The organism is uncultured Subdoligranulum sp. (assembly GCF_963931595.1).
In the GTDB taxonomy this organism is placed as follows: Bacteria; Bacillota; Clostridia; order Oscillospirales; family Ruminococcaceae; genus Gemmiger.
Window position 1 is genome coordinate 419,471 of the sequence record NZ_OZ007030.1, and the last position, 12,995, is coordinate 432,465.

Here is a 12,995-nt window from a genome sequence, read left to right on the forward strand (position 1 = left end):
GAGGTAGCACCTTGCTGACCATCAAGCGATACGTCCGCGCGCAAAGCCTGGACGAAGCCTATACCCTGTGCCAGAAGCGGGCCAATGTGGTGCTGGGCGGGATGCTGTGGCTCAAGACCCAGAACCGCACGGTGGACACCGCCATCGATCTGAGCGACCTGGGACTGGATACCATTGAAGAGACCCCCGACGCCTACCGCATCGGGGCCGTGGTGACGCTGCGCACCCTGGAACAGCACCCGGGGCTGAACGAACTGACCCGGGGCGCCCTGGCGGACAGCGTGCGGTCCATCGTGGGGGTGCAGTTCCGCAACCTGGCCACGGTGGGGGGCAGCCTCTACGGCCGGTTCGGCTTCTCCGACGTGCTGACGCTCTTCCTGGCGTTGGACGCCATGGTGGAACTGCACCACGGCGGGGCGGTGCCGCTGGCGGACTACGCCGTCCGTCCCTATGAGCGGGACATCCTGACCCACATCGTGGTGCCCAAAGCGGTGGGCAAGGTGGCCTACCTGGCCCAGCGCAACATCTCCACCGACTTCCCGGTGCTGACCTGCGCCGTGGCGGTGCGGGCGGACGGTGTGCGCTGCGCCATCGGTGCCCGGCCCATGAAGGCACAGCTCTACACCGGCGACCCCGCCCTGCTGGCAGGGGACATCACGCCGGAATCCGCCGCGGCCTTCGGCAAGAGCGTCGCCGCCGAAGCCACCTTTGGCAGCAATCTGCGCGCCGGGGCGGACTACCGCCGCGCCGTCTGCGGGGTGCTGGTACGCCGGGCCCTGCTGGCCTGCAAGGAGGATGCATAATGGAAATCCAACTGAAACTCAACGGCCGCCCGGTGCGTGACAGCATCGACGCCGATACCCTGCTCATCGACTTTGTGCGCGCCCACGGCTGCGCCAGCGTCAAGCGGGGCTGCGAAACCTCCAACTGCGGGCTGTGCACCGTGCTGCTGGACGGCAAACCGGTGCTTTCCTGCTCGGTGCTGGCGGCCCGGGCGGACGGCCACGAAGTCCAGACGCTGGAGGGCCTGCAGGCCGAAGCGGAAGCCTTTGTGGGCTTTATTGCCGACCAGGGCGCCGAGCAGTGCGGCTTCTGCAACCCCGGCTATGTGATGAATACCATCGCCCTGCTGCGGGAAAATCCCGACCCCACCGACGACGAGATCCGCGCCTATCTGGCGGGCAATCTCTGCCGCTGCTCGGGGTACGAGGGACAGCTGCGGGGCATCCGGGCATTTCTGAATGCCCGAAACCAGGCAAAGGAGGGGAACTGAGGTGGCCGAACTGAAAACCGTGGGCAAGCCGCTGCGCAAGAAGGACGCCATGAACCTTTTGCTGGGCAAGCCCGCCTTCACCGAGGATGTGACCCCCCGGGACTGCCTGGTGGTCAAGGTGCTGCGCAGCCCCCATGCCCACGCGCTGATCCGCTCCATCAAGACCGACATCGCCCTGAAGGTGCCCGGCATGGTGGCCATCTACACCTGGCAGGATGTGCCCCACAACCGGTACACCAACGCGGGCCAGACCTACCCTGAACCCTCGCCCCACGACCGGCTGATCCTCGACCGGCGGGTGCGCTTTGTGGGGGACGCGGTGGCCATTCTGGCCGGCGAGACCGAGAAGGCCGTGGACAAGGCCATGAAGCTCATCAAGGTGGACTACGAGGTGCTGCCCGCCGTGCTGGACCCCCACACCGCCAAGGACAACCCGGTGCTCGTCCATCCCGAGGAGGACTGGGAGGCTCTCTGCCCGGTGGGCGCCGACAACAAGCGCAACCTGGTGGCCAGCGAGACCTGCGGCGAAGGCGACGTGGAGGCGGTGCTGGCCGACTGCGACGTGGTCATCGACCATGTGTGGCACACCAAGGCCTGCCAGCAGGCTATGATGGAGACCTTCCGCACCTACACCGAGATCGATCCCTACGGGCGGCTGCATGTGGTCAGTTCCACCCAGATCGTCTTCCACGTGCGGCGGATCCTCTCCATCGCTTTGGGCATTCCCAAATCCAAGATCCACGTGGAAAAGCCCCGCATCGGCGGCGGCTTCGGCGCCAAGCAGACCTCGGTGTCGGAGGTCTACCCGGCCTTTGTGACCTGGAAGACCGGCCGTGCCGCCCGCATCGTCTACAGCCGGGAGGAATGCCAGATCGCCGGCAGTCCCCGGCACGAGATGGAGGTCCATGTCAAGCTGGGCGCCGATAAAAACGGCAAGATCCGGGCCATGGATGTCTACACCCTGTCCAACTCGGGCGCCTACAGCGAGCACGGCCCCACCACGGTGGGCCTGTCGGGCCACAAGTCCATCCCGCTCTACACCGGCAGCCTGGAGGCCTTCCGCTTCGCCTACGATGTGGTCTACACCAACGTGCAGGCCGCCGGTGCCTACCGCGGCTACGGTGCCACCCAGGGCATCTTCGCGGTGGAAAGCGCCGTCAACGAGCTGGCAGGCAAGCTGGGCATCGACCCGGTCAAACTGCGGGAACAGAACATGGTGCGGGAAGGTATGATCATGCCCGCCTACTACAACGAACCCGCCAACGCCTGCGCTCTGGACCGGTGCATGGCCCGCTGCAAGGAACTCTTCCACTGGGATGAAAAGTACCCGGTGCGGGATATGGGCAACGGCAAGGTGCGCGCCGCCGGTGTGGCCATGGCCATGCAGGGGTCGGGCATCTCGGGGGTGGACGTGGGTTCCGCCACCGTCAAGCTCAGCGACGACGGTTCCTACAACCTGATCATCGGTGCCGCCGATATGGGCACCGGCTGTGATACCATTCTGGCCCAGATGGTGGCCGAGTGCATGGACTGCGACCTGGACAACGTGGCGGTGTTCGGCGCCGATTCCGACGCCTCCCCCTACGATTCCGGCTCCTATGCCTCCTCCACCACCTACGTCACCGGCAAGGCGGTGGAAAAGGCCTGCCAGCAGCTGAAAGCCCAGCTCTGCACCCTGGCCGCAGGGAGCCTGGGCTGCACCCCCGACGAGCTGGAATTCACCGGCAAGGCGGTGCGCCGCTGCGACGGCACGGCGGAAATCAGCCTGGCCGATCTGGCCGTCAGCTCCCAGTGCAACAACAACACGGCGGTGCAGGTCACGGCCACCCATTCCTCGCCGGTCTCGCCGCCCCCCTTCATGGTGGGCATGGCAGAGATCGAGCTGGACAAGGAGACCGGCAGCGTCCAGGTGCTGGACTACAAGGCCGTGGTGGACTGCGGCACTCCCATCAACCCCAACCTGGCCCGGGTCCAGACCGAGGGCGGCATCGTCCAGGGCATCGGCATGGCCCTCTACGAGAATGTGACCTACAGCGACAAGGGCCGCATCCTGGAAAACTCCCTCATGCAGTACAAGATCCCCACCCGGCTGGACATGGGCCATCTGCAGGTGGAATTCGAGTCCAGCTACGAGCCCACCGGGCCCTTCGGCGCCAAGTCCATCGGCGAGATCGTCATCAACACGCCCTCCCCGGCCATCGCCCACGCCATCTACCGGGCCACCGGGCTGTGGTTCCGGGAACTGCCCATCACCCCGGAAAAAATCCTCATGGGGCTGCAGAACCAGGCAAAATGACCCATCTGATCTATCTGGCGGCGGGGGCTTCCCGCCGGTTCGGGGCCGACAAGCTGCTGGCCGACTGTCACGGCAGGCCGCTGTTTTCCCATGGACTGCAAACGCTGGCGGAGGTCTGCGCCGGGCGGCGGGATGCCGACCTGACGGTGGTGACCAACACCCCGGCCATCGCCGAGGCGGCCCGGGCCCTGGGCGCCCGGGCGGTGCCCAGCCCCCAGAGTGCCCTGGGCCAGAGTTACAGCATCCGGGCCGGGCTGGACGCCGTGGAACCGCTGGGAGCAGGGGATTTCCTGCTTTTTGCGGTGGCTGACCAGCCCCGGCTGCGTCCCGACACGGTCCGGCGCTTTCTGGCGCTGGCGGTGCCCGGCACCTGGGCGGCCACGGCGGCCTGCGGTGACCGGGTGGGCAATCCCGGCCTCTTCTGCGCCGCGCTGGCCCCCGCCCTGCGGGCTTTGCAGGGAGACAGGGGCGGCCGGGCGGTGCTCAACCGTTACCCGGAGCGGCTGCTGCGGGTGGCGTGCGCTCCCGAGGAACTGGAGGACATCGACACCCCCGCCGACCTGCCATAAAAACAAAGAACCGCCCCGCATCACGGGATTTACGTGACGCGGGGCGGTTTTCCTATGGCAAAAAATCCGATCAGCGGGGGCCGCCCAGGAAGAAGAGGGCGACGGTGCCGGGGCCGCTGTGGGCGCCGATGACGGGGCCGATATCGCCGGTGCAGATCCGCTTCACACCGTAGGCCTTGATCTTGTCCACCACGTACTGGCAGTCCTCGGGGCAGCCGCCGTGGCTCACAAACACTGTCATCTCGCTGTAGTTCTTGTCGGCGGAGGCGGCAAAGTGCTTGACCAGGGCGTCCAGGCTGGCCCGGCGGCCGCGGACCTTCTCCATGGCCACCAGGTGCCCCTCGGGATCCACGTGCAGCACCGGCTTGATGCCCAGCAGCGTGCCCGCCACAGCGGCGGCGCCGCTGAGACGCCCACCCCGTTTGAGGAACATCAGGTCGTTGACGGTGAACCAGGCGCAGAACCGCTGGGTGTTCTTCTGGGCAAAGTCGATGAGCTCGTCCATGGAGGCGCCGTTCTTGCGCATCATGGCCAGGGTGTAGGCGAACAGGCCCTCGCCCATGCTGGCCTGCAGACTGTCGATGCTGACCATCCGCCGGTCGGGGTACTTTTCCTGCAGTTCCTCGATGGCGATCTTGCTGGCCTGGTAGGTGCCGGACAGACCGCTGGAGAAAGCCAGGTAGAGGATGTCCTTGCCCTGCTCCAGGAAGGGGGTGAAGGCCGCCTCGTAGTCGGTGATGCCCACCTGGCTGGTGGTGGACATGCTGCCGTTGCGCAGCTTGTCGTAGAAGGTCTCGGGGCTCATCTCCCGGTTGTCGGGATAGTTGCGGTAGCTCTGGCCGTCCAGCGTGAAGGTCATGGGCAGTATCTGAATATCCATTTCCTGCACGAGCTCGGGGGTCAGGTCACAGGTGGATTCACTGAACAGAACGTAGTTTTCCATCACAAAACTCCTTTGTGTAAACTGGCGGGTCGCACCCCGCCGCATATACTACCATAATACCCTGTTTTGGCCGCAAAATCAATACAAAGCCGCATCGGTTCCGGGCAAAACAAAACCCATGGCCCGGGGCCATGGGGAAACATCAGTTCAGGCAGACTTTTTCAAAGGCTTCCATGGGTTTGAGCAGGATTTTCGTCAGCTGGCCCACCAGCACAGCGGCGGCGATGGTACCTTCCCGCACGCCGTCCAGATGGCCCAGGAAGACGAAGGACAGAATGATGGACAGCGCCACCAGCGTCAGGTCAAAGGTCATCTTCATGTTGCCGAACTTGACGGGGGCCACCTGGCAGATGGCCAGCACGATGCCCTCGCCGGCGGTGACGATCAGCCGGGCCACCACTTCCATGCTGACGCCCAGCGCCACCAGGAAGATGCCCACCAGGCAGGTCAGCCACTGCTGCCAGTAGGCGGTGGGGTCCAGGCTGCGGATGAGCCAGGAGGCCACGTCGATAGTGGTGCCGAACAGGATGGCCGCCGGCAGCTGCAGCAGCTGGAACCACTGGTAGCGGCTGCGCAGGATGGCGATCTGGATCAGCACGAAGATGGCGTTCATGATGATGGTGGTGGTACCCACGCTCAGCCCCGAGATGGCGCCCGTCACATAGGGCACGCTGGAGATGGGCGAGGTGCCCAGGGCAGCCGTGATGGAAAAGGCCACGCCGAAGGCCATGACGATCAGCCCCAGACAGAGCATGGCGATCCGCTTGCACAGCGAAATGGCAGAATATTTCCGGATTTCCTTCATGATAATTCCCTCTCCTTTTTGGTTTCGGCCTGCAGGCAGTCGTACAGTGTGCTCAGCAGTTGCTGCAGCGTCTGCACCTGTTCCGGCGCCAGGCCCCGGGTCACATCCGCCTCAAACTGGCGGAAGATTTCCTCCGCCCGGTCGGCGGCCTCCCGGCCCTTGTCGGTGAGCGAAACATAGAGCGACCGGCGGTTGCCGGCCTTCTGGCGGCGCAGAATCAGGCCGGCGTCCTCCATCCGCAGCAGAATGCTGCCCACCGTGGCGGGCTCGATCTCACAGTAGGCGGCAATGGTCTTCTGGTCGGCCTCGCCGTACAGGCGCAGGTATTCCAGTACCTTGGGCTGGCCGGGTGTCAGACCGATGCGGCCCATCCGGTTCACGATCCGCTTGTGGAACAGGGCGTTGGTCTTCATCAGCAGGTAGTGCAGGCTCTCCATAGTGAGTCTCCTTACTATAAGTAAACTTATTATCCACCCCATTGTACGCCGCGCCGGGCGAATGTCAAGGGGGCAATTCCCAAAAAGGCAACAATAAATATCCCCCGGCTTCGCCGGGGGATATTTATTCGGTGAGGATGGCGGTATACATCCCGTAGAGTTCTTCCGTCATGGCAGGCTCCTTTCAAAGTGAGCAGATGGTATCCAGTTCCGCCCCGCAGGCATCCAGCTGGCGGCGGGGCCCCGGCACGAAGACTGCGCTGTGATCGACCCGGACTAATCCACCACGGTGGTGCCGCCATGCGCCCGGACCTGCAGCGGCGGGGGAGGCGTGGGCTGTCTTTGCCCGGCGGGCAGCGCTTCGTCCAGAAGGACCAGCGCGGCGTCCAGGTACAGGGCGCCGTCCGGAACGATCAGCGTGTTGGCAGCATTATACCACTGCTCGTGGACTTTGGCAAAGGTCTCCCGTTTCAGTTCCGGGATGTGGACGGGAGCGTCCCCCGAAACCCACTGGCAGCAGGTTGTGAAAATCCCGCCTGTTCCGGCCTGAGACGGGCCAGATCGTCTTGTTCGGGCAGGTCATGGCGCTGAGGAAGGTGTTCAGGGAGGTTTTCGTCTTTTGGATCACGGAGCGCAACATATCCTGCAGGAAAACCATGGTGTCTTTATATGGGAAAGTTTATAGTTTGGTGTGGAAAAATCGCCTGCTGTCATGAAATAGAAAAGGAAAATGAGATGAAAACAACGGAGCGCCAATTGCTGGGCTTTGCTCCCATCGGACAGTTGCTGCGGACGTTCGCAATCCCCAGCATCATTTCCATGGTGGTCAGTACGCTGTATAATATCGTGGATCAAATTTTTATCGGTCGTGGGGTGGGGGATCTGGGCAATGGTGTCTTTTTCCAGGCCATCGGCAGGCGGTGCGGATCCCGGTCCTTCTGACCGGTGGAGTCACCACCCTGGCCCAGGCCCGGGCACTTTTGGAGGAAGGCTCTGCCGACCTGATCGGAGTGGGCCGGGCCATCTTCCGGGATCCCCACTGGGCTGATTGACCACCAAAACAGAGGCGGCGAAGGAGGATTCCTTCGCCGCCTCTTTCTGTGGTCCGTCTGTGGGATCAGAAATCATTTGCCCGGGTCTTCACCCAATTCTGCAATCTGTTTAGGACAAAATCCTGCCGACTAAAAGTGAGACAAAATAAAAAGCGATAGAACGTGAAAGTTCTATCGCTTGGTGGCTGCCCCTCTCGGACTTGAACCGAGGACACCCTGATTAACAGTCAGGTGCTCTAAAATAGCGGATTTTGTCGAAAAGTAAAAAATATATCGTTATTATGATAATAAATTGATTGAAAATGATTTTTCCTGCCAATGATGTGAAGGCAAACGGAAAAAACAAAAAATAACGTAAATGCGAGAAAATCTGAATACACCGCCTGAAACGGTGCGTGCAGACCGCACGAATGGTGCAGCCAAACCGCTAAAATGGTGCATGGTCACCGCAGCCATGGTGCATTGACAGGATAGCCACTAAAATGAGTTCAGCATCGTCAGATGCAAATTCATTTTAGGAGGCCTTACCATGGTCAATCACAAAGAGATCCTTCGGCTGAAAAGTCTTGGACTCACACACCGAGAGATCGTAGATGCCGCTGGTTGCGGTCGCAACACGGTCACACGCACATTAGCCCGGGCTCGGGAACAGAAACTTGACTGGCAGCAAGCGCAATCCATGTCGCAGCAGGAAGTTTCCCAGCGTTTATTTCCAACCGAGCAAAAGACCCCTGTCTACAAGATGCCGGACTACGAGTGGGTATACCGTGAAATGCAGAAGAGTGGCGTCACCCTGAGCCTGCTGTGGGTGGAATACTGCGAGCAATGCCGACAGAGCGGTGAGCTGCCCTACAAGTCCACCCAGTTCAACAAGTATTACGCAGACTATGTCCACAAGACCAAAGCTACCATGCACCTGGAACACAAGCCCGGCGAGACCATGCAGGTGGACTGGGCGGGCCAGACCGCAGCTCTGGTGGACACAGACACCGGGGAACGGCTGGACGCCTATCTGTTTGTGGCGGTGCTCCCTTACAGCGGATACGCCTACACAGAGGCCTTCCTGGATATGAAGCAGGAATCATGGATCACCGGCCATGTCAACGCATATCGGTATTTCGGCGGGGTCACCCGTATCCTCACGCCGGACAACCTCAAGGCTGGAGTACTCAAGAACTCCCGGACAGAAACAGTGCTCAACAAATCCTACCAGGAGATGGCGGAGCACTACGGCACTGCCATTCTCCCCGCCCGGCCCCGCAGTCCCAAGGACAAGGCCTTTGTAGAAGGTTCCGTCGGCGTGGTCTCTACCTGGATCCTGGCTGCTCTGCGCAACCGCCAGTTTCTGTCCCTTGCGGAACTGAATCAGGCAATCCGTGAGAAGCTGGAATCCTTCAACCACAAGCCATTTCAGAAGCGAGAAGGAAGCCGGGCATCCTGTTTTGCCGAGGAGCGGCTCTTTCTGCAGCCGCTGCCGGCAGTTCCTTTCGAGCTGGCAGTCTGGAAAGTGGCAACCGTCCAGTATAACTACCACATCAGTGTGGAGCATATGAACTACTCCGTGCCGTATGAGTATATCAAGCAGCAAGTGGATGTGCGCCTTACCCGGACCACAGTAGAAATCTTCTTTTCTGGCACCCGTATCGCCTCCCATCTGCGGCTTCAAGGTCGTCCCAACCAGTACAGCACGGTGGAGGATCATATGCCACCGGACCACCAGGCATACCTGCAGTGGAACGGCGAGCGTTTCACCCGCTGGGCAGAGCAAATCGGCCAGCACACCGCTGCTGTGGTACGACTCTTTCTTTCCGCACACAAGGTGGAACAGCAGGGTTACAAGTCCTGCATGGCCCTGCTGAAACTGGCAGAGCGCTATTCCCCGCAGCGGCTGGAGAACGCCTGTCGGAAAGCCCTCTCTTACACATCCTCCCCCAGCCTGAAAAGCGTCCAGTCTATCCTGAAATCCGGGCAGGACAAGCTGCTGGATGAGGATGCTCTACCCAAACCGCAAGAGCCCAAAGCCCATAAGTTCACTCGAGGCGCCGACTACTACAAGAGGGGGGAATGACCATGCTGAGCAATGAAACGGTACGTAAGCTGCAGGAGATGCACCTGGGCGTCATGGCGGAAGCCTTTTCAACCCAGCTGCAGGACAGCCAATTCCAGACCGTTTCCTTTGAGGATCGGTTTGCCATGTTGGTAGATGCGGAGTGGAGTGCCCGGAAAAGCAACCGCCTGACCCGCCTCATCCGCAACGCTGGTTACGCGGATCCTGCCGCCTGTGTGGAGAATATCGAATATCTGCCGGAGCGTAAGCTGGATCGGGAACAAATCCTGCGTTTGGCATCCTGCACTTACCTACAGGAAGCGCACAATGTCATCATCCTGGGAGCAACCGGGGCCGGAAAGACATATCTGGCCTGCGCCCTTGGCATGGCTGCCAGCCGCAGTTTCTATTCCGTGCGGTATATTCGTCTGCCGGATCTGCTGGTGGAGATCTCTGTGGCCCGGGCCAACGGAACCTACCGGGATTACATGAAAAAGCTCAGGAAAGAGAAACTGCTTATTTTGGACGAGTGGCTGCTCTATCCCCTCAAGGAGGCCGAGGCCCGGGATGTGCTGGAACTGGTAGAGGCCAGGAACAAGGTGGCTTCCACCATCTTCTGTTCCCAGTATGACACCAGCGAGTGGCATGAAAACCTGTACGATCCCACCCTGGCCGACGCCATCTGTGACCGGATCATCTACAACGCCTATACCATCCAGATTGAGGGCGAGTCCATGCGCAAGCGCAAGGGCATCCCCGAGTAATTCCCTGCATGGTGGCCCGGTGCACCACGCCCGCGGCCACCATGCACCATTTCACCGAAATGGGTGCACCATTCCGCCGGTGACGATGCACCATCATCTGCGGTCAAGCTGCACTTTTTGAGCGGCGTACGCAAAAATCGCCTACGGCTTGACGCTGCAGACGCTCTTCTTGGTTTTCCCGGTACAGGAAAGGAAGAAAGAATAGTTTGATGTGAGGTTAAGGTTTATAGCGTAGCCTCGCTGGATCTCAACCCGCTGGTAGAGCTCCCGCAAGATTTTGCGCTGTTCCTCTTCTGCGGCAGTGGGTAATATGCGTTTCCAGCTCAGGACAGTGGCGTACAGGAAAGATAGGTCCCGAGAAATGTATTGCAGATGTTGATTTTGGTCGTTCAACCGATCTACCCAGCCGGACAAGCGATTGCAAATTGTATTCTGTTCGTGAATCAGAGCGCTCAGTTCTTTGGCGGTATATTTGCTTCTGCCATCCAGAACGCGAACCACTTCATTTTCTCTCTTGGAGAGTTCTGCCTTTGCCGATTCCAGACGGTCCTTTTCTTCCTGTAAACGCTGCTTTGCTGCTTTGCGCTTCTTCTCCAAGGCTTTCCGTAAAGAATCTTCTGAATGTGCGGTAAATAGATTCAGCAGGGTAGAAGTCTGCCGCAGAACCATAGAATCTACGGTTTCGGCTGTATAGGTGGATTGCCCGCGCTCAACAAGCTGTGCTTTCCGACAGATAGGACAGACATACTGTGTTTTGTTTCGCTGGGAGTTTTCTGCTGGACGGCTGGTGGAAAGGCGATGGCCACAGGTGCCGCAAAAGAGAATGCCGGAAAGGAGTGCCGGCTTTCCCTTTCTTGGTATCGAGCGCCGCTGAACTGTAGCCACAGAACGCTTGGCAAGAATTTGGTTTGCCTTTTCAAAAGTGGTCTCATCAATGATCTGCAAAATCGGAATATGTGGTGAGGAGACGTCCCGCTTTATTATGTATCCAAGGTAAGCGCGATTCTGCAGGATGCTCTTAATTGTCCGATATTGAAATTTGGCGCCTGTCCGTGTGCGAAGGCCTCGTTGGTTCAGATCGTTGGCGAGAGTTGTGGTGCCAATTTGTTCGGAAACAGTCCGAGCAAAAATTTCTTTGACAATGGCGGCCTCTTCGTCGCAAACCAGAAGATCCTGAACAGGCTTCCCCTTTTTGTTTCGGCGTCCGGTGTAGGCCACGCGATATCCATAAGTAACAGGTCCACCGGTATAATAGCCTTCCTGGTGCATCTGACGAAGCCGTGTCTGGATGCGCAGGGAGGTGTTTTTGGATTCTCCTTCACCTTGCCAGTAGCGAATGTAATTGAGCAGCCGGTCTGTGTGGCTGTCCAGAATTTGTTCGCCCTCTTTGACACTGATAACGCGGATGCCGTGTTTGATAAACCATTCGACAACGAAAGGCGTTTCGTCGCTTCGGCGCCCGATTCTGTCAAACATAAACACGAGCAGAATTTCGAAACGCTTCTCGAGCGCATCCTCGCGCAGCTTCTGCAGGGCGTCTCGATCTTCGGCTGGGGTTTTGAACGCCGAAATGCCGCGCTCCTGGTATTCTTTGATGATCCACAGCCCGTGCTCTCGCGCATATTCATGACACGCTTCCCGCTGCATGGGGATATCATTATGATCGGCTTGAGCCGTTGTAGATACCCGGTATAGGCAGCAGACACGAAGTAGCATGATGAGTGGTCCTTAAACGTTTTTGATTATTCGGTTGTCTTTTTAGAGGATTTAACTAATGAGGCGATGGTAGATACTTTTGAAGCGGTCAATACGCGCTCGGAACCATGTCTTCTGGCCTCGGAATTCCCTTTAGTGGCAATTTCAGGAAGCAGCTTTTCAATATCATCAATTCTATCGGTGTGAATATCCATACAAACAGCGGTTCCATTATAGGCAATGCTGTAGTTTCTTTGACCATCAGAATTTACCAAGGTAGCATCATTACCGCTGCATAGCCAAAAAGATCCACCAATGCAGCATATCGAACTGGCCATAAACAGACCGTAACCAGAATTACTCCAAAAATCATCATATTGCTTAATGCCATATTTTCTGGTTACACCGGGTTGCAGCGCTAATTTGTTTGCATCTGCATCGCTCCTGGGATTATAATGCCTGTTTTGGCGAAGGCTTCTATAGATTCCACATCCAGAGTCAATAATTCCGATTTGAGCTGTATTACGAGCTTTCCAAAATTGACCACAAATCCAAACTTCGTCGGTCCGTCCATGCTCGAAAGAGTTGCGAATTATTTCGCGCAAACAATATTGAATAGTTTTAGTGGCTTCACTGCTATCGTCTTGCGTTAATGTGGAAGCGAGTTCTAAAGAATGCCAATCTATCATTTCACCTAATACGATAGTGGATGACAGATACCGACTTTGAAGATCTTTGACAGAAACCTTTTTGATAGGAATATATGTTTCACCGTATGATTTTTGAGAGGGGAGGCGGCCAATATCCCAGCCACAAGCCTGAAAAAAGCCAAACTCGGAAGCCAATTGACACCCCTGAGTAGAATCGTAATTAATGGGTATGTGCTGTGATTGCGGAAATGATTCGATGTTTTTTCTTATGGCATTTGACACAATCAACATACCAAATGCAGGGCAGTGTTGCATCTGAGAAAAGTCATAAACAAATTCGCGTTCATGATGCTGTGTTGAGAGAAATGTTGAAAAGTTTAATGCATTTAAAGGAGATAGATTTCTAGGAACTAGAATTTTCATAAAATGCCTCAAATGATTGTATGAAAACAATAGAGCGTTTA

12 protein-coding genes and 1 pseudogene are annotated in these 12,995 nt (G+C 58.3%); 8 read left to right on the forward strand and 5 right to left on the reverse strand.

Going from position 1 to position 12,995, the window contains the following annotated elements; translation table 11 throughout:
- Window positions 1–11 precede the first annotated feature (11 nt).
- From ABGT73_RS01985 to ABGT73_RS02000, 4 genes are read left to right on the forward strand one after another with little or no spacing between them, the layout of a single operon-like run.
- The gene (locus tag ABGT73_RS01985; protein ID WP_346668176.1) at window positions 12–803 is read left to right on the forward strand and encodes an FAD binding domain-containing protein; all 792 of its coding nucleotides are present in this window, start codon (window positions 12–14) and stop codon (window positions 801–803) included.
- Complete coding sequence (locus tag ABGT73_RS01990; RefSeq protein WP_346668177.1) at window positions 803–1,273, forward strand: (2Fe-2S)-binding protein; 471 nt, start codon at window positions 803–805, stop codon at window positions 1,271–1,273. The genes ABGT73_RS01985 and ABGT73_RS01990 overlap by 1 nt, the downstream gene beginning before the upstream one ends.
- Window positions 1,242–3,569, forward strand: coding sequence for a molybdopterin cofactor-binding domain-containing protein (locus tag ABGT73_RS01995; protein ID WP_346668178.1), 2,328 nt, complete (start codon window positions 1,242–1,244; stop codon window positions 3,567–3,569). The genes ABGT73_RS01990 and ABGT73_RS01995 overlap by 32 nt, the downstream gene beginning before the upstream one ends.
- Entirely contained in the window at window positions 3,566–4,138 is a 573-nt protein-coding gene (locus tag ABGT73_RS02000; protein WP_346668179.1) for a nucleotidyltransferase family protein, read from the forward strand. Before ABGT73_RS01995 ends, ABGT73_RS02000 begins: the two co-directional genes overlap by 4 nt.
- Window positions 4,139–4,208: 70 nt before the next feature.
- Here ABGT73_RS02000 and ABGT73_RS02005 read toward each other — a convergent pair whose 3' ends face one another.
- From ABGT73_RS02005 to ABGT73_RS02015, 3 genes are all read right to left on the reverse strand, one after another.
- On the reverse strand, window positions 4,209–5,081 hold the full coding sequence (locus ABGT73_RS02005; protein ID WP_346668180.1) for a DegV family protein: 873 nt from the start codon (window positions 5,079–5,081) through the stop codon (window positions 4,209–4,211).
- Window positions 5,082–5,223: 142 nt separating this feature from the next.
- Entirely contained in the window at window positions 5,224–5,886 is a 663-nt protein-coding gene (locus tag ABGT73_RS02010; RefSeq protein ID WP_346668181.1) for a DUF6198 family protein, read from the reverse strand.
- A complete protein-coding gene (locus ABGT73_RS02015; RefSeq protein WP_346668182.1) occupies window positions 5,883–6,323 on the reverse strand; it encodes a MarR family transcriptional regulator in 441 nt (146 codons plus the stop codon). The genes ABGT73_RS02010 and ABGT73_RS02015 overlap by 4 nt, the downstream gene beginning before the upstream one ends.
- Before the next feature lie 735 nt (window positions 6,324–7,058).
- On the opposite strand from ABGT73_RS02015, the pseudogene ABGT73_RS02020 reads away from it, so the two are divergent.
- The 4 genes and pseudogenes from ABGT73_RS02020 to istB form a co-directional block, all read left to right on the forward strand.
- A pseudogene (locus ABGT73_RS02020) lies at window positions 7,059–7,214 on the forward strand (MATE family efflux transporter); the annotation flags it as partial.
- 29 nt (window positions 7,215–7,243) lie between these two features.
- Complete coding sequence (locus ABGT73_RS02025; RefSeq protein ID WP_346668183.1) at window positions 7,244–7,375, forward strand: hypothetical protein; 132 nt, start codon at window positions 7,244–7,246, stop codon at window positions 7,373–7,375.
- Window positions 7,376–7,904: 529 nt separating this feature from the next.
- Window positions 7,905–9,443: an IS21 family transposase gene (gene istA, locus ABGT73_RS02030; RefSeq protein WP_346668184.1), complete on the forward strand. Its 1,539-nt coding sequence runs from the start codon at window positions 7,905–7,907 to the stop codon at window positions 9,441–9,443.
- A gap of 2 nt (window positions 9,444–9,445) precedes the next feature.
- A complete protein-coding gene (istB, locus tag ABGT73_RS02035) occupies window positions 9,446–10,186 on the forward strand; it encodes an IS21-like element helper ATPase IstB (RefSeq protein ID WP_346668185.1) in 741 nt (246 codons plus the stop codon).
- Between the two features lie 141 nt (window positions 10,187–10,327).
- Here istB and ABGT73_RS02040 read toward each other — a convergent pair whose 3' ends face one another.
- Together ABGT73_RS02040 and ABGT73_RS02045 are read right to left on the reverse strand one after the other, a co-directional pair.
- Window positions 10,328–11,902 carry a recombinase family protein gene (locus ABGT73_RS02040; protein WP_346668186.1) on the reverse strand — a complete coding sequence of 525 codons (1,575 nt, stop codon included), beginning with the start codon at window positions 11,900–11,902 and terminating at the stop codon, window positions 10,328–10,330.
- A gap of 26 nt (window positions 11,903–11,928) precedes the next feature.
- The gene (locus tag ABGT73_RS02045; RefSeq protein WP_346668187.1) at window positions 11,929–12,954 is read right to left on the reverse strand and encodes a hypothetical protein; all 1,026 of its coding nucleotides are present in this window, start codon (window positions 12,952–12,954) and stop codon (window positions 11,929–11,931) included.
- Window positions 12,955–12,995: the final 41 nt, after the last annotated feature.